Below are 21,202 nucleotides of genomic sequence, written 5' to 3'. Positions count from 1 at the left end.
CGCCCCCCAGGCTAGCGCGGCTGGTGCCAACCCCCAAGAACCCGCCGTCCCCGCCCGCCTGCTCCCTGGGGAGCTGTCGGCCCTCCGACGCCGGCACGAAAGGGATGGGCCCCGTGGGACGGGGATGTTTCAATGCCCCGCCGCGCGCGGGTCGGGGAGGAACGCACATGCTGAAGGACAAGCTGCCGGAGGACTGGAGGAAGGCGCTGAAGGCCTCTCTGGATTCGCCCTCGTTCCAGGAGCTGGAGCGCTTCGTGGCGAAGGAGCGCGAGGAGGCCACCGTCTTCCCCTCGGAGGAGGACCTGTTCTCCGCCTTCCGGCTGACGCCCTATGCGGACGTGCGCGTGCTGCTGCTGGGCCAGGACCCGTACCACGGGCCTGGGCAGGCGCATGGGCTGGCGTTCTCGGTGAAGCCCGGGGTGCCCTCGCCGCCCTCGCTGGTGAACATCTTCAAGGAGCTGGAGGCGGACGTGAAGGTGCCGCGTCCCAAGGACGGCTCGCTGATTGCCTGGGCGGAGCAGGGCGTGCTGCTGCTCAACGCGGTGCTGACGGTGCAACAGGCGAAGCCCAACAGCCACGCGGGCCACGGCTGGGAGGACTTCACGGACGCGGTCATCCGCGCGGTGAGCGAAAAGACGGAGCCGGTGGTCTTCCTGCTCTGGGGCAAGTACGCGCAGAAGAAGAAGAAGCTCATCGACGCCAGTCGCCACGTCGTCATCGAGGGCACGCACCCGTCCCCGCTGTCGGCCAGCAGCGGCTTCTTCGGCAGCAAGCCCTTCAGCGCGGTGAACAAGGCCCTGGAGTCGAAGGGCCGGCCGCCCATCGACTGGCGCTTGTCGCGGTGAGTCGCGCCTCGCGCTGACAGTCCCTTCGCGGCGGGTGGTGGCTTGATACGGTGCGTCGCGACATGACCGCCGCCTTCCTCGCCGCCTCCACGCCCGAGTCCGTCGGGCCGAACCGCTACCGCATCCGCTTCACCTCGCCCTGGTACCAGGGCCGGGGCGCGTACGGAGGGCTGGTCGCGGGCACGGCGCTGCGCGCGTTGGAGCACACGGTGGGGGACGCGGCCCGGCCAGTGCGCTCCTTCACCATGCACTTCTGCGCGCCGGCGGTGGAGGGCGACGCGTGGGTGACGACGCGAATCGAGCGGGCCGGAAAGCTCGTCACGCAGGCCACCGTGCGCGTGGAGAATGACGCGGGCGTGGTGGCCATGGGCAGCGCGACGTTCGGCGCGACGCGGGGCGGCGCCATCGAATACATGGAGATGACGCCCCCGAAAGTCCCGCCTCCGCACGAGGTGCCGATGACGCCGGACGACGTGCCCATGCCGGACTTCTGTCGCTTCTTCGAGTTCCGCTTCTGCATCGGCTCGGCGCCGTACGCCGGGGCCGCCGTCGCGGAGACGGGTGGCTGGCTGCGCCCGCGCGAGCCCACGGTGCTGGACGCGCCCCTGTGTGTGGGGTTGATGGACGCGTACCCGCCCGCGGTGCTGTCGCGCGTGGAGGGGTTCCGCCCGGCCGCCACCGTGGACTTCACCATGCACTTCTTCCAGGTGCTGCCCCAGGCGGGCCTGAAGCCGGACGCCCAGTTCCTGCGCACCGGCCGCTCCCTCCAGGCGGGGGGCGGGTACTCGGAGGACTTCCAGCAGCTCTGGACCCAGGACGGACAGCTCCTGGCCCAGTGCCGGCAGCTCTTCGCGGTGATGGGCTGAGGCGCGGGCCGCGGGGCCCCTGCTCACCCGCGGCCTTCTGGTAGTGTCCTCGCCGTGCGCGTGCTCTGGGGCGTCATCACCATCATCTGTGCGCTGCTCGCGGCGGTGGGCGTCGTCTTCGTCCTCGCCGGGCTCAAGGACGTCCTTCGAGCCCTGCGCTCCCGCCGCTGGCCCACCGTGCCCGGCACCGTCCTGGCCGCCGAGGAAGTGGAGCACCGCCTCCCGGTGCCCGGGCAGACGGAGCCCCGCGTCCACTACGAGGCCCGCGTCCAGTACGAGTACTCCGTGGGCCGCGTCCTCGTCGGCACCGCGACCTTGCGCGTGGACCCCACCGCGCGCACCAACCCCGACGACGCCCAGGCCACCTTGCGTCGCTATCCTCCGGGACAGGCGGTCCGGGTCGCCTACAACCCACAAGACCCGACGGACGCGGTGCTGGAGCCCGGTGCGCATGCGCCCAGCTTCGTCCGGCTCGTCGTGGGGCTGGGACTGGTGGCCGTGGGGGCCTGCATTCCCCTCATTGCCCGCTGGTTCCTGGCGCGGGTGTAGGAAAATCTCCGTCCAGGACGCAACTGATCCGCGTCGGGTCCGAGAATCCCCTCACATTCTCTTTCGGTCGTCCCCGTTCCGAGGTCTTTCATGAGCGATCGCTCCTCCATCCGTCGCGGTCAGCAGCCCCAGGTCCGGTCGTCCTCGCAGACCGCCCAGAACACCCCGGTGGCGAAGAACACGACCACGGAGAAGGTGGTCAAGGACACCAACACGGGCGTCCAGACCTCCTTCAAGGACGGCCGCCTCCAGAGCCACTTCGAGCGTGAGAAGAGCACCACGCAGAACTGGAACACCAGCTACAGCACCGAGTCCCAGCACGAGGGCACCGGTCGCGTGACGGGCGCCATGGCGGGCCTGCTGGGTCAGATTCCGAAGGTCGGCATCGACGGCCAGTTCACCAAGGGCGCGGCGGTCAAGAAGTTCGAGGGCGGCTTCGGCGACGCCAACAGCGTGGCCCAGGGCTACGGCAAGATGAGCGTCCTCGAGGCGGAGCTGAAGGGCTCCGGCGAGGTCGGCATCGAGGGCGGCAAGCTGTTCGCCCGGGGCGACCTGGACGCGAAGGCCACGCTGATTGACGCGGAAGGCACCCTGCGCGCGGGCGTCGGCCCGATTCAGGCGGAGCTCCAGGGCAAGGCCTGGGTGGGCGCCAAGGCCGGTCTCCACGGCGAAGTGACGCTGGACCCCATCAATGGCAAGTACGCGGCCCGCGTCGGTGGTGACGCCTTCATCGGCGCCCGCGCCGGTGTGACGGGCAACGTCAAGCTGGGCGACTACGGCGGCGTCACGGGTCGTGCGGAGGCGTGGGCCGGTGTCGGTGTGTCTGCCCGTGCCGAGGCGAGCTGGGACAACGGCCGCTTCAAGGCCCGCGTGGACTTCGGCGCGGCCCTGGGCATCGGCTTCAAGCTGGGCTTCGACGTCGACATCAACTTCGGCAAGATCGCCGACGCGGTGAAGAGCGTCATCGAGAAGCCCGTCGAAGTGGTCAAGAATGTGGTGAAGTCCGTCGGCAACTTCTTCAAGGGGCTGTTTGGCTGATGGCGGAGACCGCCAGGTACGACGCACTTCTCGCAGCCGGGGAGCTGGACCAGGCACGCCGTGAGGCCGAAGCCGCGCTCAAGCGCGATGCCTCGGACCCGGCGGCCCGGGTCGCGCTCGCCCGGCTCGCGGCATTCGATGGCAACGAGGCCCAGGCCGAGTCGTGGCTGCTGGGCTTGAGCGCGGAAGCGCCGGGCGTGCAACTCGTCCGCGCCGCGCTCCTCACCCGACGCGGCGATGCGGCCGGCGCGCTGGCGCTCTACCGGAAGGTCGCGAAGGCAGAACCCAATCGCGCCGAGGCGTGGTTCGGCCAGGGCTACCTGCTGGCGGAGGCCGGCGACAACGCCGCGGCGCAGTCGGCGCTGGAGCGCGCGGTGAAGCTGGCGCCGGACGCGGGTATCCACCACTTCCACCTGGGGCGCGTGCTCTTCGCGCAGGAGAAGCTGAAGGACGGCTTCCACCACCTCCAGGAGTCCCTGCGCCTCAACCCGAGGCACGGGCCCAGCTACCTGGTGCTCGCGGTGGCGCTCCAGGCGGGTGGCGAGCTGGAAGCCGCCGAGGAGCTGCTCACCACGGGCCTGAAGGTCCTCACGGACGACCCGTACCTGCTCAACGGCCTGTGCAACGTGCTGCTGGCGCGGGGCAACCTGCCGGGCGCGGTGAAGGCCGCGGAGACGCTGGCGCGCGTGGAGCCGGACAGCCCGGCGGCGCAGGGGAACCTGGCGCGGCTGCGGCTTGCGCAGGGGCGGCTACCGGAGGCGCTGGAGCTGTGCCGCAAGCTGGCGTCGCGAGGCCAGGCCACCGCGCAGAGCCGCATGGTGGAGGGCATGGCGCTGGAGGCCACGGAGCCGGTGGACATCCCCGCCGCGCTGACCGCGTGGCGCGAGGCCGTGAAGCTGTCCCCGGACGACTGGGCCCCCGCAAACAACCTGGGCAACCTCCTGATGCGCATCCCGGAGGATGAACTCCCGGGCGCCGGACAGCAGGCGCTGGAGGTGCTGGAAGAGGCGCATCGCCGCGCGCCAGAGCGTCCCGAGCCCCGGCTCAACCTGGCGGTGGTGCACGCGCGCCTGGGGCAGAAGGACCAGGCGAAGGCACTGGCTCGCGAGCTGCTGGCGCTGCCCCGTCTGGCGCCCGAGTGGCGCGAGCAGGCCGAGCGACTCATCCAGGCGCTGGCCTGACACAGGCCCGTTGAAACAGTGCCCGGGGCGATGTCTCGCCTCGGGCCTGGGTGCCTCAAGCCGCGACGTTGGCGAGCTGTTTCATCAGCAGCCGAATCAACTCCACCGGATGGATGGGTTTGGGCAGCAGCTCCGCCCCGTAGCGGATGGCGACGGGGATGAGGTCGTCGAGCTGCTCGTGTCCGGTGAGGAAGATGAAGGGCGCGTGGCACTCCTTCAGCTCTCGCATGGCGATGAGCACGTCCGCGCCGTTCATCCCCGGCATGTTGTAGTCGCAGAGGATGGCGGAGATGGTCCCCAGGTCCTGCTGGAAGGCCGCCTCCGGCGACTGCACCGTCACCACGTGATAACCCGCGCTCTGGACGATGTCTGACACCAGCGAGAGCACGAACAAATCATCATCGATGACCAGCACGGTCTGCATCGCGCTCTCCCGGTAAGCCCGGCTCATCCTATGAGCCGAGCCGGCCTGGAGGGTAGGGCGCGCGACGCAACTCGTCAGCGAGGCTTGGGAGCCATGGGTCCCGATTGCCCCGGCACGGGCGTGGAGGGAATGAGCACGAGGTCCTCCTGAGGCGGAATCAGGTACTCGGCGCCCGTCTCGGTGACGACGGCCATCTCCTCCACGGAGACGATGCGCTGGGCATCCGGGGCGCCGTCCTGCCAGGCGAAGAAGCCGTCGAAGGCGAACACCTGCCCGGGACGGACGATGCGCAGGGCCTGGCCCTTGTCGGGCTTGGGCTTCGCGCCGCCAGAGAGGGCCGGGCCCACGTCATGGGCCCAGTACCCGACGGGATGGCCGGTGCCCCACATGACGGGCTCGGAGCCGGCTTCGCGCATCCAGTCGCGCTGGGCCTTGTCCACGTCCCACCCGCTGGCGCCGGGCTTGAGGGCCGCCAGGGCGATGCGGCTGCCCTTCTTGCCCTTCTCCCACTTCTCCAGCGCGGCTTGTGACGGTTGTGTCTCGCCCGGGGCCAGCACGTAGGCGAAGCGCTGGATGTCCGTCACCCACATGCCGCCCACGCGGATGCCGAAGTCCGTCTGGATGAAGTCACCGGGCTGGATGACGCGCTCGGTGGCGTGCGAGTGGCCACGCGTGGGCCCGCTGTTGACGTTGGGGTTCTGGTCCGGCGCCCACGCGTCCCCCACGCCCAACTCCGCCATGCGCTTCTTGAGGAAGCGCGCCACGTCCACGTCGCGCGTCTTGCCCGGCACCACCGTCCGGTATGCCTCGACTTCCAACTGCGAGGTGAGCGCGGCGGCCTTGCGCAGGATGTCCACCTCCTCGGGCAGCTTCACGGAGAGCCACTCGGAGACGACGTCCTCGGACGACACCAGCTTCTTGCGCAGCGCCGGTGACAGCGCCTTCTCCAATGCCGCGCGCTGCGAGGAGGACAGCCCGTCCGCCACCGTCACGGCGGTGGAGGCGTTGATGGCGATGCGCGCGGGCTTCGCGGCGGCGAGCTTCAAGGCCACCTGCGCGTAGAGGTCCACGCCGCGCTCCAAGGGCACCACTTCGTCCAGTGGCCCCACCTCGCGCAGCGCCGTGGCCTCGCCCGCGGGAGACAGCGCCACCGCGCGCACCGCTTCGCCCTGGCGCAGGAACAGGAAGGCCGCGGTGCCTCCCGCGTTCTCCCCGCCGACATGGATGGCCAGCGGGTCATTGTCGTTCTCCCGGCAGAACACCACCCAGGCGTCCACGTTGGCGCGGGCCATGGCCTGGGGCAGCAGCTTCTGGATGCGCTCCTTGCGGATGCGCGGCCAGATGTCGCCAGTGACGACGGGGTCATTCCCGGCCGCGCCCGCCAGGGGAGCGGAGAGGAGCAGGGCGGAGAGGAGGGCGTGCCGGGCGCGCTTCATGCGTCGGAAATCCTTTCGGGGGAAGGCGCGGCCATCATCCCCGACCTCGTCCGCGCCGAGGACCGCCCCGGTGTGAAGTCCTATCGAGCCCTCGTGAAGAAGCTCTCTGGCAGTCCAGACAAACCCGCGTGCGCAAGCGTCCGCGCCGTGGCTCGTTTAAGGTGATGACCATGGCCAAGAGCTCCTCCCGCAAGTCCGCCACGAAGGTGAAGGTGAAGAAGCCCGCCGCCCGTGCCGCTGCTCCCAGGAAGGGCAGGGCGACGAAGCAGGCGAAGCCCGCCGCCGCGCGCGCTCCGGCGCCCATCTCCAAGGAGGCGCCACCCATCGTCCTCGAGGCCGAGCCCGTCTTCACCGACGAGCCCGGAATCGACGCCCCCAAGGCCCTGCCTTCTGGCCAGGAGGGCATGGGCCGCGTGCTGCCCTTCGAAATCGACCCCAAGCGGATGGAGGAAGGGCTGCGCAAGCTCCAGGGCGAAGTCGTCCACTGGGCCAACAAGGGCCGCTACACCCGCGTGCGCTTCAAGTTCCGGGGCAAGCAGTTGCTCCCCGACCTCCCGCTGGCGGCCGTCGTCGCGGCGGAGGGCCTCACCTTCTACTGGGGCGGCATCCTGCGCGTGCTCATCGCCAACGTGGTGGGCCGCAGCGTCTTCCAGGTGGAGCTGGTGAACGACGCGGAGAAGCGCGTCCAGGCCGGCAAGGAGGCGCTGCTGTCGGGTGACGTGGACCAGGCGCTGACACTGTTCCGCGAGGCCGTGTCCATGGACCGGGATTCCGCCGCGGCGCACCTCAATGTGGGCGTGGCCCTCAAGCTGAAGGGAGACCGTGAGGGGGCGCTCGCCGCCTTCGAGAAGGCCAAGGCGAAGGACGCCGAGGGTCCCCTGGGCGCCGAGGCCGAGCGCCTGGCAGCCCCCCTGCGCCCCGCGGGGACCCCACGCCCCTCTTGAGGCCTCCAGAGGGCCTGATTTTCTCGCGAAAAGCGGGCTGAAACAGGGCGGTTCGAGCGTTCAGTAGGGGGCGCTTTTTTTCGCCCCATCGACCTGTTTTCGAACCCCTTCGACGCTCGAGTCATCACCCCTTCGTTTCCCCTGTTGACGTAGGGAAATCCAGGGGTTACGAACGCTCCCACACTGGATGGCGGCCCCTCGCGGGGTCCCTCCGCGACCACTCCCAGAGCCCATGGCCGACGACACCACCGACAAGCCGGCACCGCCCTCCTCGCCTCCGCCTCCCAACGGCGCCGGCGAGCTCATTCCCGTCAACATCGAAGACGAGATGCGCCGCTCGTATCTCGACTACTCGATGTCCGTCATCATCGGTCGCGCGCTGCCCGACGTTCGCGACGGCCTCAAGCCCGTGCATCGCCGCGTGTTGTTCGCGATGAACGACCTGGCGAACTACCACAACCGCCCCTACAAGAAGAGCGCGCGCGTGGTCGGTGACGTCATCGGTAAGTACCACCCGCACGGCGACTCGTCCGTCTACGACGCCATGGTGCGCCTGGCGCAGCCGTGGAGCCTTCGCTACCTGCTGGTGGACGGCCAGGGCAACTTCGGCTCGGTGGACGGCGATATGCCGGCCGCCATGCGCTACACCGAAGCGCGCATGGACCGCCTGGCCGAGGAGCTGCTGGCGGACATCGACAAGGAGACCGTCGCGTTCGGCCCCAACTACGACGACTCGTTGGAAGAGCCGCTCGTGTTGCCGGCGCGCTTCCCCAACCTGCTCGTCAATGGAAGCAGCGGCATCGCGGTGGGCATGACCACCAACATCCCGCCGCACAACATGACGGAGGTCATCAACGGGACGTTGCACCTCATCGACCACCCGACGTGCACCGTCCGGGACTTGATGGAGTTCATCACCGGCCCGGACTTCCCCACCGGCGCGTTCATCACCGGTCGCGAGGGCATCCACCGCGCCTACGAGACGGGCCGCGGGCAAATCACGGTGCGCGCCCGGTCGGAAATCGAGACGTCGAAGAAGGGTGACCGCGAGGCCATCATCTTCACGGAGATTCCGTACCAGGTGAACAAGGCGCGGCTCATCGAGAAGATCGCCGAGCTGGTGCGCGAGAAGAAGCTGGAGGGCATCAGCGACATCCGTGACGAGAGCGACCGTCAGGGCATGCGCATCGTCATCGAGCTGAAGCGCGACGCGATTTCGCAGGTGGTGCTCAACAACCTGTACACCTCCACGGCGCTGGAGACGACGTTCGGCGCGGTGATGCTGGCCATCGACGGTGGGCAGCCGCGCACGCTGAACCTGAAGGAGATGCTGGACCGCTTCGTGGCGCACCGCCGCGACGTGGTGACGCGCCGCAGCCGCTACGAGCTGCGCAAGGCGATGGCGCGCATGCACATCGTCGAGGGCCTGCTGGTGGCCCAGGACCTCATCGACCTCGTGGTGAGCCTCATCCGCGCGTCCAGGGACCCGGATGAAGCGCGCTGGGGCCTGATGAACATCCTGTCGCCCAACCTCTACGAGCACGAGCGCTTCGCCAACCTCCAGCGCATCGACCACGCGAAGGCGAAGGCGCAGATGGAGCTGCTCGTCTCTCGCGCGCGCAACGAGGAGCCCGCCTACCAGGGCCTGGCGCACAAGTACGAGGGCGCGGGCTTCAGCCAGGAGCAGTCGCAGAACATCCTGGAGATGCGCCTGCAGCGCCTCACCGGCCTGCAGCGCGAGGAGCTGTTCCGCGAGCTGATTGCCCTGGTGCGCGACGTGGCGCGCCTGCAGGACATCCTCGCCAACGAGCTCTCCCTGCTCACCGTCATCAAGACGGAGCTGTTGGAGATTCGCGAGCGCTTCGGCGACAAGCGCCGCACCGAAATCATCGGCGCGGTGGATGACATGACCAGCGAGGACCTCATCGCCGAGGAGACGATGGTCGTCACGCTGTCGCATACGGGCTACGTGAAGCGCTCGCCGCTGTCGGAGTACCGGGCGCAGAAGCGCGGTGGGCGTGGCAAGACGGGCGCCGCGACGAAGGAGGACGACTTCGTCAGCAAGCTGTTCGTGGCCAGCACCCACGCGTACCTGATGCCGATTACGACCAAGGGCAAGCTGTACTCGCTCAAGGTGCACCAGATTCCGCAGGCCAGCCGCACCTCTCGCGGCAAGGCGATGGTGAACCTGGTGCAGTTCGGCGAGGGCGAGCGGCTGGCGCAGGTGCTGGTGACGCGCGACTTCCCGGAGAACCGGTACGTCTTCTTCGTCACGAAGAAGGGCGTGGTGAAGCGCACGGACCTGAGCGCGTTCGACAACGTCCGCTCCAGCGGCATCATCGCGCTGGGCATCGACGAGGGGGACGAGCTGGTGGCGGTGATGATTACCGACGGCACCAAGGACATCCTGTTGTCGACGGCGTCGGGCATGAGCATCCGCTTCCCGGAGACGGAGGTCCGCTCCATGGGCCGCCAGGCCTTCGGCGTGAAGGGAATCACGCTCGATGAGACCGACGAGGTGGTGGGCGCGGACGTGGTGGAGAACGACTCCGCCATCCTCACCGTGACGGAGAACGGCTACGGCAAGCGGACGGAGGAGTCCGAGTACCGGCAGCAGGGCCGTGGCGGCAAGGGCATCATCGACATCAAGGCCACCGAGCGGAACGGCAAGGTGGTGGGCCTCCTCCAGGTGAAGGAGTCCGACGAGGTGATGCTCGTCACCAACGGCGGCATGCTCATCCGCATGAAGGTGCGGGAAATCTCCGTCATCGGCCGCAACACGCAGGGCGTGCGGCTGATTGCGCTGGAGAACGACCAGGAGAAGGTGATGGCCCTCTCCAAGCTGCCCGAGGGCGAGGAGTCCGAGGAGGAGACGACGCCTCCCGCCGAGGTCGCTGGCGCCACGGACGTGGCCGCCGAGCCCGCCGCGTCCGAGCCCGACGCCCCGACGGAGGAGTCCGCCGAGGCGCCTCCCGCCGACGAGGGTGGTGGCTCCGAGGAGCCGCAGGCCTGACGTTGGATTGAGTCGAGCTGTTTCAGCCCCTCTCTCCCATTGGGAGGGAGGGGCTTTTCATGTGGGCCGCCGTGGCTAGAGCAGACCGGTGAGGGAGAGGGTCGCCAGACCGCTCAGCCGAGACAGTCCTTCGGGGCTGTCACAGGCGGCCAGGTCCGTGGAGAGGTAGGTCGTGGTCCTCGTGACGGTGGCGCCCGCGAACTTGCCCGATTCCACCGTTCCCACGTTCGTCAGGACGGCGAGGTTGCCATTGATTTGCGACGACACGCGCGTCTGGATGAGCGTCGAGGTCTCTCCCGTGTTCCAGGTGATGACGGAGGTCGAGGAACCGATGCTCAACAGGTCCATGCAGGAGAAGCCGGGCCTGAAGCTGCGGATGGTGTTGGTGCCGGAGGTCACCGCTCCTCCCAGCAAGGAGATGCAGTTGGAGTAGACAGTCGTGGTGACGACGGTGACGTCCTGCTCCACGTTCTTGAGGGGCGGTGAGTAGTTGATGGCCGCCGAGCCGACAAGGCACTCGACGAGCGTCAGCAATGGCTGCTCCGAGCGGGCCAGCTCTCCCTCGACGGAGGGAGGCTGTTCGCGCCCATCTTCGCCGCAAGCTGTGAGCACAACGACAACCAGCATCGAGAGAGTGACGGCACTTCGTGGACCGTGGTGCATGTCTGGCTCCGGATGGTTCCGTGGGCGGCGCACTATCCATCAGGTCGCGGTGCGAACCCCAGACATCCATGAGCAGTATTTGAACCCGAGCAGGTGGCGCGAACCTGCGAACAGCGCGAGCTGAAAGTTCCTGGAAATCAGCGCAGTTCGACGGGCAGCCGAGTCACATCCAGCTTGGGCACGCCCACCTGCGTCACTGCCTGCGCGCCGAACCAGTTGGCCAGCTCCGCGCAGCGCGCCAGCGGCCACGCCCGCAGAAGGCCCAGGGTGAAGCCCGCGAGGAAGCAATCACCCGCGCCCGTCGGGTCCACCTCCGAGACGGGGCAGGATGGCACCTCCAGCGTGTCTCGCGCGGTGAGCACCGTGCATCCCTTCAGCCCTCGCGTCACCACCAGACACGTCTTCGCGCGCACGGCGTCGACGTCCATCGCGCGCGCCTCGTCCTCGCTCGCCTTGAGGACATGCAGGTGTCCCAGCAGCGCGGCGAAGGGCGTGTCCTCGAGTCTTTGATTGAGCACGCGCCCCTGTGCGTCCAGGGTCCGCAGCAATCCCTGGGCATCCGCCAGCACCTGCGTCGCGTGCAGGGACAGCCGGATGAGCGTCTCGGGCAGCACCTCTCCCATGACGCCGCACGCGAGCGCCACGCGCGCGTCGAGGATGATGTCCTTGGGTCGGATGGGCTCGGAGCGGGCGTCGACTCGCAGCACGCGCTCCTCCTGGCTCAGGTCCGCGATGAACCGCGTGGTGCGCGTGCCCGGGACGATGAGCGGCGGATACCGCACGCGGTCCGCGTAGGCGAAGTCCTCGCCCGCGACAGCCACCACCGCGTGGTCCACGTCCATGGCGGTGAACACCGAGGAGATGTACGCCGCCGAGCCTCCCAGCGTGTGCACCGCGTCTCCCGGACCTCGCGACAACACGTCATGACAGTAGTTGCCCACCACCAACGCGTCACACGAGGACCTGGGAGGCATGGGGCGGGCCTATTTCCGCGTGAAGGTCGCCGGCACGGGCGCGCCCGCGGACTTCTCGTCCGTCCACGCGATGTGCAGCACCCACCAGCGCTGGCCGTCGAAGATGAGCTGCACGTTGTTGATGCCGCGGGCGACCGGCGCGCTCTCGGGCGTCTCGCGCGTCTCGAACGCGCTCAGCACGTTGATGAGGTCTCCGTAGCCGGCGACCTGGCGGTGTGTCTCCTTCTCGAAGAAGCCGTGGGTCTTGAAGAACTCCTCACCCCAGGCCGCGTAGTCGTCGGCGGTGATGGGGGCGACCCCCGGAGGGCCGCCGGGCTTGGTGCGCTGGACGGAGGCCAACTGCGCTCCGGGATAGAAGAGGGAGCGGAAGCGCTGCCAGTCACGCGGCTTGCCAGCGGGGCCGCTGATGGAGTCGTAGAGCGCGGCGAGCAGCCCGTCCTGCGTCTTCACGTCCTCGGGGCGCGCCTGGGGCACCTTCTGGAGCGCCGCCTGGGTCTTCTCCGCCGCGAGCTTCATCGGGCTGGGTGTCGCGGGCTTGGGGGGGGTGGGTGGACTCGTGGGCGCTTGCGGCTTCGCGGCGGGCGCCGTCGAGGCCTGTGCGAACGATGGGGCTGCGAGCAGCAACGCGGCGACACAGACCGAGGTGTACAGACGATGCATGGGATGAACCTCCAAGACGTCGAGAAGCACCGCGCGGCAGATTAACCTGACGTCCTGGGAACTGTCTGATGCCGCGCGCGGTTCAATGTCGATGTTCGCGCTTCGACAGTCCCTGCACGCAACACCGATGGCCAGGGCGGCCTTCCTGAGAACGACCTCACGGACGAAGAGAGCTGCCCGCAGGAGCGCGCAACGGGTGGAACCGTGCGGGCGTGTCCGTTAGGGTGCCGCGCCATGATGCGCAAACTCCTCCTGACCCTGCTGTTGTCCGTGGCCTCCACCGCGCTGGCGGCGGAGCCGCTCACCGTCTACTCCGGCCGCAACGAGAAGCTGGTGGGACCGCTGCTCAAGAAGTTCACCGAGAAGACCGGCATCGAGGTGAAGGTGCGCTACGGCGAGACGCCGCAGCTCGCCGCCACGCTGCTGGAGGAGGGTGACAAGACTCCGGCGGACGTGTTCTTCGCGCAGGACGCGGGGGCGCTCGGCGCGCTGGGCAACGCGGGCCGGCTCCAGGCGCTGCCCAAGGCGACGCTGGACAAGGTGGACGCGCGCTTCCGCTCGCCGATGGGGCTGTGGGTGGGCGCCAGCGGCCGTGCGCGTGTCGTGGCCTACAATGCGAAGAAGGTGAAGCCGGCGGACCTGCCCAAGAGCATCCTTGGCTTCACGGATGCGAAGTGGAAGGGCCGGCTGGGCTGGGCGCCCACCAACGCGTCCTTCCAGGCGTTCGTCACCGCGCTGCGGCTGCTCAAGGGCGACGAGGCGGCGACGGCGTGGCTCAAGGGCGTGCAGGCCAACGAGCCGCGCGTCTACAAGAACAACGCGGCCGTCGTGGAGGCGCTGGGTCGCGGTGAAATCGATGCGGGCTTCGTCAACCACTACTACCTGTACGCCGCGAAGAAGAGCAACGCGGAGCTGCCGGTGGCCAACTACTTCGTCGCGGCGGGAGACCCGGGCGCGCTGGTGAACGTGGCGGGCGTGGGCATCCTCCAGGGGTCGAAGCAGGTGGAGTCGGCACAGAAGTTCGCCGCGTTCCTGCTGGAGGCGGAATCGCAGACGTACTTCTCCCAGGAGACGTACGAGTACCCGCTGGTGAAGGGCGTGAAGACGGCGGAGGCGCTGCCGACGCTCGCGAAGGTGGGCTCGCCGGACCTGGACCTGTCCAAGCTCGATGACCTGCGCGGCACGGTGAAGCTGCTCCAGGACACCGGCGTCCTCTGAGGTCAGCGAAGTGACGCGTCGTCCTCCGGGGTGGTTGCTGGTGTCGGGACTGGTGGTCGCCGCGCTCGCGGTGTTGCCAGCGGTGTACCTGGGCGTTCGCGCGGCGGAAGCCGATGCGGACGCGTGGGCCCTGCTCTGGCGAGACAAGACGTGGGGCCTGTTGTGGCGCACGCTGGGGCTCGCGGTGGCGGTGACTGTCTGTGCCGCCCTCGTGGCCCTGCCGCTGGCGTGGCTCACCACGCGCACGGACCTCCCGGGACGACGTGGCTGGACGGTGCTCTTGTGCGTGCCGCTCGCGGTGCCCACCTTCGTCAGCGGCTACGTGCTGCTGGCGACGTTCGGCACCGGGGGCGTGCTGGAGGAGCCGCTGTCTCGTTGGGGGTTGCCGGTGCCCTCGGTGTATGGCTTTCCCGGAGCGCTCCTGGCGCTGACGGTGTCCACGTATCCGTACCTCTTCCTCGCGTTGCGCGCGGGGTTGCTCTCGCAGGACCCCGCCTGGCTGGAGGGTGCGCGCAGTCTGGGCATGAGCCCGGCGCGGGCCTTCTGGAAGGTGACGGCGCCGCTGTTGCGACCGGCCTTCGTGTCTGGCGCGCTGCTCGTCGGGCTGTATGTGTTGTCGGACTTCGGCGCGGTGGCGCTGCTCCAGTACGACGCCTTCTCGCGAGCCATCTACGTCCAGTACGAGGGCGCGTATGACCGGACCTATGCGGCGCTGCTGGGGTTGGCGCTGGTGGTGGTGACGGCGGTGGTGCTGGTGCTGGAGGTGCGGCTGCGAGGCCGCGCGGGTTATCACCGCAGCGCGAAGGGCGCCGCGCGAGTCTTCACACCGGTGTCGTTGGGGAAGTGGCGGCTGCCCGCGCTGCTGCTGTGTGGCGCGGTGGTGGCGGTGGGCGTGGTGCTGCCGGTGGGCGTGCTCGTGTACTGGGGCGTGCGGGGGTTGGTAGGGGAGAGCGCGTCGATGATGGCGCCGGCGCTCGGCTCGGTGCTCGCGTCGGTGCTGGGCGCGGTGGCGTCGGTGCTCGGAGCGCTGCCGCTGGCCTTCCTCGCGGTGCGATATCCAGGACGGCTCACTCTGGCCATGGAGCGAGTCTCCTACGTGGGCTATGCGCTGCCGCCCATCGTCCTGGCGCTGTCGCTCGTCTTCCTGGGCGTGCGCGCCCTGCCGTTCCTCTACGGCACGCTGGTCATGCTGGTCCTGGCGTATCTGGTGCGCTTCCTTCCGCAGGCGGTGGGAACGGTGCGCTCGGCGCTGCTCCAGCTCAATCCGCACCTGGCGGAGGCCGCGGCGTCGCTGGGGCAGTCACCCGCGACTGTGTTCCGCCGCGTCACCGCGCCGCTCTTGCGCCCTGGCTTGCTGGCGGGAGCGGCGCTCGTCTTCCTCACGGCGATGAAGGAGCTGCCGGCCACGTTGCTCCTGGCGCCCATCGGCTTCGAGACGCTCGCGACGCGTGTATGGGGTGCCACGGCAGAGGGGCGCTTCGCGGAGGCCGCGCTGCCCGCCCTGGTTCTGATGGCCATCTCCGCGCTGGGGGTGGGCCTGCTCGTGTCTCAGGAGGGCGACGCACCCCGGGGATGACCTCGTGGACGAGGTGGACGTCGAGACACCGATGGCCGCTCGGCCGCCCTGGAAGTCGCGTCGGAACGCGGTAGGGTGCGCGGCGCCTTCGCCATGTCCCTGCTCACGCTCGACGCCCTGTCCCTGCGCTACACCCCCAGCGGCGCCGCCGCCGTGGATGGTCTGTCATTGTCGGTGGAGCCCGGTGAGGTGGTGGCCCTGCTCGGCCCCTCTGGCTGCGGCAAGACGACGACGCTGCGCCTGGTCGCGGGCTTCGAGCGCCCCGGCGCGGGCACCCTCACCCTGGACGGCCGGGTGCTGGCGGGACAGGGAGCCTTCGTGCCTCCGGAGCAGCGCAGCGTGGGCATGGTGTTCCAGGACTACGCGCTGTTCCCGCACCTGTCCGTGCTGGAGAACGTGACGTTCGGCTTGTCGAAGCTGTCGCGGCGTGAGGCGGAGGACAAGGCGCGCGCCATGCTGACGATGTTCGGCCTGGGCGAGTTCGCCTCGCGGATGCCGCACGCGCTCTCCGGAGGCCAGCAGCAGCGGGTGGCGCTGTCTCGCGCGCTGGCGCCGGGCCCGCGTGTGCTGCTGTTGGACGAGCCCTTCTCCAGCCTGGACAGCGGGCTGCGCGCGTCCACGCGAATCGAAGTGCGGCGGGTGCTCAAGTCGCTGGGAGCCACGGTGGTGCTCGTGACGCATGACCAGGGCGAGGCGATGGCCTTCGCGGACCGGCTGGCCGTCATGCGCGCGGGCAAGGTGGAGCAGGTGGGCACGCCCGAGTCCGTCTACTCCGCGCCGCGCACGGCCTTCGTGGCGTACTTCCTGGGAGGCACGAATCTATTGCCTGGCATGGGCTTCGGTGGCGGGGCGCGCACGGTGTTGGGCAACCTGCCGGTGATGGGGCAGGCGAAGGGCAAGGTGCTGCTGTCGCTGCGTCCGGAGTCCCTGCGGCTGGTGCCTGACACGGATTCAGTGGCGGTGGGCGGGGCCCTGCGCGCGGAAGTCCTCTCTCGCGAGTTCCAGGGGCCCAGCGCCGAGTACACCGTGGCCTGTGGCGGCATGGAGCTGGTGGTACGTGGAGCGCCGGAGTCGCCGCTGCGCGTGGGGGACAGGGCGCGGCTGGAAATCGTGGGGAAGGCGGGCGTGCTGGAGGACAGTCCCGACTAGGTTGGCTGTCCTCCGAGCAGGCAGGCGGCGTACGCTGGGGGTGGCTCCCGGGGTGCAATCACCCGGCCTCCCCGTGCGTAGAGGTGGGTATGAACATCGCAGGTCTTCGTGGCATGGGCACCCGCTTTTTTCAGTACGTGAGGGACCCTCGCGTGGCGCTCTGGCGCAAGCTGGCCGGAGTGGTAGCGGTGGTCTACTTCCTGTCGCCGGTGGACGCGGTGCCGGACTTCATCCCCGTGTTGGGCTGGTTGGACGACCTGGGCATGTTGTCCGCGGCGGCGTTCTTCATGGTGCGTGAAGTCCAGCGCTACCGGCCCGAGCAGCCCTGGGACGGTGTCCCGAGGGATGCGGAGGGGCACGAGCGCGTGCCTCCCACCGTGCGAAAGCACGTCTGAGCCGGAAAGTTCCGCCCGGAATTCCCGGCTCCAGCAGTGTCCTGGGAATCTGACGCCGCGCGCCCGCGAGTTCCCGTGGTGCGCGCGGGAGGGACGCGGAATCATGGGCGTGCATGGACACGTCCCAGGGCAGCAAGGTGGTCCTCGTCACGGGAGCCTCCTCGGGTATTGGCGAGGCGTGCGTCGAGCTGCTGACGGTGCGCAAGCACGTCGTCTACGGCACCAGCCGTCGTCCGCCGACGAAGGAGTCGGTGGGCTACCGGATGCTGGAGATGGACGTGACGCAGGACGCGTCCGTGCGTCGCGCGGTGGAGACGGTGCTTGGGCGTGAGGGCCGCATCGACGTCGTGGTGAACAACGCGGGCCACGCGTTGGCGGGGGCGGTGGAGGACACCTCCGTGGAGGAGGCGTGGCGGCAGCTCGACACGAATGTGTTGGGCGTGTTGCGCGTCTGCCAGGCGGTGTTGCCGTCCATGCGTGAGCGGCGTGCTGGCCGCATCATCAACATCAGCTCATTGGGTGGAGCGGTGGGGTTGCCGTTCCAGGGTTTCTACAGCGCGAGCAAGTTCGCGTTGGAGGGGCTGACGGAGAGCCTGCGCCAGGAGGTGGAGGCGTATGGCATCCACGCCACGCTGGTGCAGCCCGGGGACGTGCGCACGCGGCTGACGGACAACAGGGTTCGCGCGGCGGCGTCGGGCGAGGGCTCGGCGTACCGCGAGTCCTTCGAGAAGGTGCTGGCCGTCATCGAGAAGGAGGAGCGCGAGGGCGTGCCTTCGGAGGAGGTGGCGCGGCGGGTGATGGAGGTGATGGAGGTGGAGGCGCCCGACGTGAGGTACTCGGTGGGGAAGCTGGCGCAGCGCGCGGCGCTGATTGCGAAGGCGCTGCTGCCCGCGAAGACCTTCGAGGGCATCCTGATGTCGCTGTATGGCTTGAAGCGGCGCTGAGCGCGCAGTCCCTGGCGCGGTTCCGGTAAGGGCCACGACAGATCAGGGTGGTAGGTTTTTCCGCCTATGCGAGTCCCTTACGCGTTCTGGCTGTCGTTGTTCGCCGTGTCCTGGTTGGGCTGTTCTACTGGTGGCAAGCCCCCCATGCAGCAGGCATGGGCCGAGGCCGAGGTGGAGTGCGACGACCCAGGGGAAGACCGGTGCGTCACCCTGCTGTGTCTGGATGACGCCTGCGGCTTCTACCGGTGCGAGGACACTCCGGGAGCAATCGAGGAGGCGCGCTTCCCGCCCTCCCGTCCGCCAGCGGCGGCTGCTGCGCCGGGCAGTGGGCCTCGCAGGAACTGGGGCGGGGCACAGAACCTCCCGCGTGGCGCCGTCATGACGTTCCCCAATTGGAATGGCGCCCCCGCGCGGATCATTCCCCCGTCACACCAGCTCACTCCCGGACGTTGGGAGAAGCACCACATCTTCCCTCAGGAACAAAGGCTTCAAGCTTGGTTCGAGCGTCAGGGCGTCAAGATCCATGACTACACCATGCCCATCCCGCGCCACGTCCATCAAAGAATTCACAACGTGGGAGGACACGGAGGGCAGTGGAATGAGGCGTGGCGGGTCTTCATCAGGAGCAATCCCGGCGCCTCACCTGAAGAGATTTTCAAGCACGCTGGGGAGCTCATCTACCGTTTCCAACTCATCGGTGGCCCCATCCGACCGTACTATTCCAAGCCAGGAGCGTGATGGCGAATGCCGCGATTCTTCTGGGTGGATGAGGACTACGCCGTTACTGCGAAGTACCGGGGGTACGTGAATGCGTCACACCGATGGGGGTTGCCGGGCTTGTTGAAGTGCCCCACGTGCGGAGCAACCTGGGGAGGCCTGGGGCACCACTTCCCCGGCGTGGACCTGACTCAACTGCCAGAGCATCGCGAGTTCGAGAAGGCCAGACCCGAGCCCCTCCTGGAGTTCACGCGCCTTCGCGAACTGGTACGCCCCCTGGTGCCTCCCCATGCCGCGCTTCCTCCAGGCACGAGCTTCGGTCCATTGGTAGGTACTTCGGTCGGAAAGCTCCCGGATTTCGTGTGGCTCCTCGATGTGCTGCTGCTTGACCAAGAGATGGTTGAGCAACTCCAGGTCGGAGGACTGCACGGGCTTCAGGCCTTCCCGACGGCTCTGCGCTTCAAACAGAAGAACCCACCGGAGTTGATGGAACTCCAGGTGGACCCGCATGGCATTCTGCATGCCGACTGCATCCCGCCAGAGGAACCTCCTCCGTGCGCGACCTGTGGTCGAGCCGGCTTCGGGCGGCCCGACGAACCCATCCTGGACGCGGCCTCCCTACCCCCGGACCTGGACCTGTTCCGATTGGCGAACTTCTCGACCATGGTCGTCGGCACCGAGCGCTTCAAGGACGCCGTGCTCCGTCTCGGTCTGGATGGCCTCACCTTCCGCGAACTCCCGACGCGCTAGCTAATCCTTGCTGCGCTCGCGCTGGTTCTCGAAGTGGACGAAGTCGATGAGGAACGTCGCTGCCACGGCCAGGGTGCGCAGGAGCGAGCCTCTCAGCGCCCCGTCGAACTGGACGCCAAAGTTGTCTGCGTCCGTGAACATCTCCTTGCCGAACCCGCTCCACCGCTTGGCGATGGTGCCCACCTCGCGCCCACCCTCTTCAATCACGAACGTCCACGGACGGAAGAGCGGGCCCCGCAGGTGTCCCAATTCCTCTCCACCCGGCCCGACGATGTCATACGCCCGCGTGAAGAAGCGGAAGCGCTGCCTCACGCTCCCCAAGAGACGCCCATCTCCGTCCTCCACGTCCATGCGCGCCAGCCAGAAGCGCCACGGCCTTCGCAGCCGCAGCGCGACGGCGCCCGAGGGCGACTTCAGCTCCATCGTGAAGGGGCGCCTGGCCTTGAAGAAGTTGCGCAGGAGCAGCAGCCCCAGCCCGCTGCCCACCTCGCCCGCGAAGAAGACCGTCTCTCCGTCGTCCCCCACCACCTGGTACTTGTTGCGTCCCTCGAAGCCCGTGAGGATTTCTCCCCACTCCTTCACCTGACGGACGCGCAAGGCGCGCTGATGTTGGAGGGGAGCCAGGGCGGTGGAGTCGATGGGCATGGGTGCCTTCCAGGCAGGGCACTGCGAGACGGCGTGATTAGAACTGACCCGCCAGCGCCATGCCCGCGCCTTCCTTGCCCATCAGGGTGGGAGTCAACATCACCTGGGGAACCCGGGGCGCATCGAAGTTGCGCGTGAGATAGGCCGTGAGGGCCAGTCCGCCCAGGGCGCCCACGCCCGCGCTGATGAGGATGGCGTCGCCGTTGGCGCCGTTGTCGCCTCCCGTGAAGGTGTACATGGTGCTGGCGCCGAGCAGCCCTCCGACGATGCCGCCCGCGTCGATGAGCAGCATGCGGCCCCGCGACACCGGCACGCTGCGCGACAGCACCGCGAGGCCGATGATGCCGGCGGACGTCGCGGCCAGCTCGGCGGCGAAGAAGGACTTCGTGTCGTCGTTCTCCGAGGTGGCCAGGAACAGCGCCGTCACCACGCCGGCCCACAGGCCGCCGGAGTTGGCCATGGACACCTGACCCGCCGTGGGATTCACGAGGTTGGCGAGCAGGACGCCCACGCCGGTGAAGCCCGCGCCGCCGACGATGACGGCCCCCAGCGCATCATCGCCCTCCAGGTCGAAGGCCTGCATCGACGCGATGCCGAACCAGAACCCCCACACAGTGCCGGAGTTGACGACCGCCGCCTGTCCGGAAGTGATTCCACCTTGCGAGAGCAGGAGCGCGCTGGTGACACCCGCGCCCGCTCCGAGCATGGACGCGGCCACGTAGTTCTGGTCCCTGCATTCGGCGATGGCGCACAGGAGAATGCCCTGCGTCGCACCGTGCAGCGTCTGCACCACCGTCAGCGACGCGACGGCGGCGCCCGAGCGACGCTCCGTGTTCTCGTAGACCGCCGCCTGCGCCAGCTTCGCGCCTGGCTTGAGCCGGGCATGGGTGAGCCGGCCGAGCTCGGAGGCGTAGGGGTGCTGCGGGCAGACGGAGAGGACCTCCCCGAAGGCCTCCGAGGCCTCGCTGTCCTTGCCCCGGATGAGCGCGTCGAAGCCCTCGTTGTAGCGAGCCTCCGCTTCGGGAGGGCACGCCTCGGGTGAGGTCATCAGCGGCGGAGCCGTCAGGGTTTCGGAGGAGAGCCGCGTTGGGGAATCAGGTCCGGTCCGCGCTTCATCCACGACTTGGGTGGTGGAGAGCGCGACGAGCAGGAGGGTGGCGAGCGTCATGGGCACCACCCACTCTATGCGACGACCCCGGCCCGTCCACGAGGGAG

The 21,202-nt window shown here is 68.8% G+C and carries 21 protein-coding genes; 14 read left to right on the top strand and 7 right to left on the bottom strand.

Annotated features, from left to right (window positions below; genetic code table 11):
* The first annotated feature begins 167 nt into the window (after positions 1-167).
* From ung to G4D83_RS04685, 5 genes are all read left to right on the top strand, one after another.
* On the top strand, positions 168-845 hold the full coding sequence (gene ung / locus G4D83_RS04705; protein ID WP_163863234.1) for a uracil-DNA glycosylase: 678 nt from the start codon (positions 168-170) through the stop codon (positions 843-845).
* Positions 846-895: 50 nt separating this feature from the next.
* On the top strand, positions 896-1,711 hold the full coding sequence (locus tag G4D83_RS04700; RefSeq protein ID WP_240356152.1) for an acyl-CoA thioesterase: 816 nt from the start codon (positions 896-898) through the stop codon (positions 1,709-1,711).
* A gap of 54 nt (positions 1,712-1,765) precedes the next feature.
* Positions 1,766-2,260: a DUF3592 domain-containing protein gene (locus G4D83_RS04695; protein WP_163863230.1), complete on the top strand. Its 495-nt coding sequence runs from the start codon at positions 1,766-1,768 to the stop codon at positions 2,258-2,260.
* 90 nt (positions 2,261-2,350) lie between these two features.
* Positions 2,351-3,298 (top strand): hypothetical protein, encoded by a 948-nt coding sequence (locus tag G4D83_RS04690; RefSeq protein WP_163863228.1) that lies wholly within the window; start codon positions 2,351-2,353, stop codon positions 3,296-3,298.
* Entirely contained in the window at positions 3,298-4,479 is a 1,182-nt protein-coding gene (locus tag G4D83_RS04685) for a tetratricopeptide repeat protein (protein WP_163863226.1), read from the top strand. The genes G4D83_RS04690 and G4D83_RS04685 overlap by 1 nt, the downstream gene beginning before the upstream one ends.
* 55 nt (positions 4,480-4,534) lie before the next feature.
* On the opposite strand, the gene G4D83_RS04680 is transcribed toward G4D83_RS04685, so the two are convergent.
* The gene (locus G4D83_RS04680; RefSeq protein ID WP_163863224.1) at positions 4,535-4,903 is read right to left on the bottom strand and encodes a response regulator; all 369 of its coding nucleotides are present in this window, start codon (positions 4,901-4,903) and stop codon (positions 4,535-4,537) included.
* A gap of 74 nt (positions 4,904-4,977) precedes the next feature.
* Positions 4,978-6,339, bottom strand: a complete 1,362-nt coding sequence (locus G4D83_RS04675; RefSeq protein ID WP_163863222.1) for a M24 family peptidase — start codon at positions 6,337-6,339, stop codon at positions 4,978-4,980.
* A gap of 170 nt (positions 6,340-6,509) precedes the next feature.
* Here G4D83_RS04675 and G4D83_RS04670 point away from each other — a divergent pair, with 170 nt between their 5' ends.
* Both G4D83_RS04670 and gyrA read left to right on the top strand, forming a co-directional pair.
* Positions 6,510-7,283, top strand: a complete 774-nt coding sequence (locus G4D83_RS04670; protein ID WP_163863221.1) for a tetratricopeptide repeat protein — start codon at positions 6,510-6,512, stop codon at positions 7,281-7,283.
* Positions 7,284-7,515: 232 nt separating this feature from the next.
* On the top strand, positions 7,516-10,296 hold the full coding sequence (gene gyrA / locus G4D83_RS04665; protein ID WP_176437494.1) for a DNA gyrase subunit A: 2,781 nt from the start codon (positions 7,516-7,518) through the stop codon (positions 10,294-10,296).
* Between the two features lie 75 nt (positions 10,297-10,371).
* On the opposite strand, the gene G4D83_RS04660 is transcribed toward gyrA, so the two are convergent.
* The 3 genes from G4D83_RS04660 to G4D83_RS04650 all read right to left on the bottom strand — a co-directional run bounded on the left by G4D83_RS04660 (position 10,372) and on the right by G4D83_RS04650 (position 12,593).
* Positions 10,372-10,923, bottom strand: a complete 552-nt coding sequence (locus G4D83_RS04660; protein ID WP_163863217.1) for a hypothetical protein — start codon at positions 10,921-10,923, stop codon at positions 10,372-10,374.
* A gap of 173 nt (positions 10,924-11,096) precedes the next feature.
* The gene (locus G4D83_RS04655) at positions 11,097-11,933 is read right to left on the bottom strand and encodes a PfkB family carbohydrate kinase (RefSeq protein ID WP_163863216.1); all 837 of its coding nucleotides are present in this window, start codon (positions 11,931-11,933) and stop codon (positions 11,097-11,099) included.
* 9 nt (positions 11,934-11,942) lie between these two features.
* Entirely contained in the window at positions 11,943-12,593 is a 651-nt protein-coding gene (locus G4D83_RS04650; protein WP_163863214.1) for a nuclear transport factor 2 family protein, read from the bottom strand.
* Positions 12,594-12,827: 234 nt separating this feature from the next.
* On the opposite strand from G4D83_RS04650, the gene G4D83_RS04645 reads away from it, so the two are divergent.
* From G4D83_RS04645 to sitI6, 7 genes are all read left to right on the top strand, one after another.
* On the top strand, positions 12,828-13,811 hold the full coding sequence (locus G4D83_RS04645) for an iron ABC transporter substrate-binding protein (RefSeq protein WP_163863212.1): 984 nt from the start codon (positions 12,828-12,830) through the stop codon (positions 13,809-13,811).
* A gap of 10 nt (positions 13,812-13,821) precedes the next feature.
* Positions 13,822-15,387, top strand: a complete 1,566-nt coding sequence (locus tag G4D83_RS04640) for an ABC transporter permease (RefSeq protein ID WP_163863210.1) — start codon at positions 13,822-13,824, stop codon at positions 15,385-15,387.
* A gap of 93 nt (positions 15,388-15,480) precedes the next feature.
* Positions 15,481-16,536: an ABC transporter ATP-binding protein gene (locus G4D83_RS04635; protein WP_163863828.1), complete on the top strand. Its 1,056-nt coding sequence runs from the start codon at positions 15,481-15,483 to the stop codon at positions 16,534-16,536.
* Positions 16,537-16,625: 89 nt separating this feature from the next.
* Positions 16,626-16,931, top strand: a complete 306-nt coding sequence (locus G4D83_RS04630) for a YkvA family protein (protein ID WP_240356151.1) — start codon at positions 16,626-16,628, stop codon at positions 16,929-16,931.
* A gap of 113 nt (positions 16,932-17,044) precedes the next feature.
* Positions 17,045-17,875, top strand: coding sequence for an SDR family oxidoreductase (locus G4D83_RS04625; protein ID WP_163863208.1), 831 nt, complete (start codon positions 17,045-17,047; stop codon positions 17,873-17,875).
* A gap of 66 nt (positions 17,876-17,941) precedes the next feature.
* A complete protein-coding gene (gene sitA6 / locus G4D83_RS04620; RefSeq protein WP_163863206.1) occupies positions 17,942-18,613 on the top strand; it encodes a SitA6 family polymorphic toxin lipoprotein in 672 nt (223 codons plus the stop codon).
* A gap of 6 nt (positions 18,614-18,619) precedes the next feature.
* Entirely contained in the window at positions 18,620-19,342 is a 723-nt protein-coding gene (gene sitI6 / locus G4D83_RS04615) for a SitI6 family double-CXXCG motif immunity protein (RefSeq protein ID WP_163863205.1), read from the top strand.
* Here the strand turns inward: sitI6 and G4D83_RS04610 are convergent, their stop codons facing one another.
* The gene (locus G4D83_RS04610; protein WP_163863203.1) at positions 19,343-19,987 is read right to left on the bottom strand and encodes a phospholipid scramblase-related protein; all 645 of its coding nucleotides are present in this window, start codon (positions 19,985-19,987) and stop codon (positions 19,343-19,345) included.
* Positions 19,988-20,024: 37 nt separating this feature from the next.
* The gene (locus G4D83_RS04605; RefSeq protein ID WP_163863201.1) at positions 20,025-21,155 is read right to left on the bottom strand and encodes a hypothetical protein; all 1,131 of its coding nucleotides are present in this window, start codon (positions 21,153-21,155) and stop codon (positions 20,025-20,027) included.
* Between the last annotated feature and the right edge of the window lie 47 nt (positions 21,156-21,202).

This window comes from Myxococcus eversor (genome assembly GCF_010894455.1).
GTDB lineage: Bacteria > Myxococcota > Myxococcia > Myxococcales > Myxococcaceae > Myxococcus > Myxococcus eversor.
This window is presented reverse-complemented; position numbering and strand designations above follow the sequence as displayed.

Bases quoted from the DNA above. Each gene is read 5' to 3' on its own strand.
- G4D83_RS04655 (WP_163863216.1), bottom strand. From the start codon at position 11,933: ATGCCTCCCAGGTCCTCGTGTGACGCGTTGGTGGTGGGCAACTACTGT.
- G4D83_RS04685 (WP_163863226.1), top strand. From the start codon at position 3,298: ATGGCGGAGACCGCCAGGTACGACGCACTTCTCGCAGCCGGGGAGCTG.
- gyrA (WP_176437494.1), top strand. From the start codon at position 7,516: ATGGCCGACGACACCACCGACAAGCCGGCACCGCCCTCCTCGCCTCCG.
- G4D83_RS04610 (WP_163863203.1), bottom strand. From the start codon at position 19,987: ATGCCCATCGACTCCACCGCCCTGGCTCCCCTCCAACATCAGCGCGCC.
- sitI6 (WP_163863205.1), top strand. From the start codon at position 18,620: ATGCCGCGATTCTTCTGGGTGGATGAGGACTACGCCGTTACTGCGAAG.
- G4D83_RS04635 (WP_163863828.1), top strand. From the start codon at position 15,481: ATGTCCCTGCTCACGCTCGACGCCCTGTCCCTGCGCTACACCCCCAGC.
- G4D83_RS04650 (WP_163863214.1), bottom strand. From the start codon at position 12,593: ATGCATCGTCTGTACACCTCGGTCTGTGTCGCCGCGTTGCTGCTCGCA.
- G4D83_RS04630 (WP_240356151.1), top strand. From the start codon at position 16,626: ATGAACATCGCAGGTCTTCGTGGCATGGGCACCCGCTTTTTTCAGTAC.
- G4D83_RS04670 (WP_163863221.1), top strand. From the start codon at position 6,510: ATGGCCAAGAGCTCCTCCCGCAAGTCCGCCACGAAGGTGAAGGTGAAG.
- G4D83_RS04680 (WP_163863224.1), bottom strand. From the start codon at position 4,903: ATGCAGACCGTGCTGGTCATCGATGATGATTTGTTCGTGCTCTCGCTG.
- ung (WP_163863234.1), top strand. From the start codon at position 168: ATGCTGAAGGACAAGCTGCCGGAGGACTGGAGGAAGGCGCTGAAGGCC.
- G4D83_RS04660 (WP_163863217.1), bottom strand. From the start codon at position 10,923: ATGCTGGTTGTCGTTGTGCTCACAGCTTGCGGCGAAGATGGGCGCGAA.
- G4D83_RS04625 (WP_163863208.1), top strand. From the start codon at position 17,045: ATGGACACGTCCCAGGGCAGCAAGGTGGTCCTCGTCACGGGAGCCTCC.
- sitA6 (WP_163863206.1), top strand. From the start codon at position 17,942: ATGCGAGTCCCTTACGCGTTCTGGCTGTCGTTGTTCGCCGTGTCCTGG.
- G4D83_RS04690 (WP_163863228.1), top strand. From the start codon at position 2,351: ATGAGCGATCGCTCCTCCATCCGTCGCGGTCAGCAGCCCCAGGTCCGG.
- G4D83_RS04605 (WP_163863201.1), bottom strand. From the start codon at position 21,155: ATGACGCTCGCCACCCTCCTGCTCGTCGCGCTCTCCACCACCCAAGTC.
- G4D83_RS04675 (WP_163863222.1), bottom strand. From the start codon at position 6,339: ATGAAGCGCGCCCGGCACGCCCTCCTCTCCGCCCTGCTCCTCTCCGCT.
- G4D83_RS04645 (WP_163863212.1), top strand. From the start codon at position 12,828: ATGATGCGCAAACTCCTCCTGACCCTGCTGTTGTCCGTGGCCTCCACC.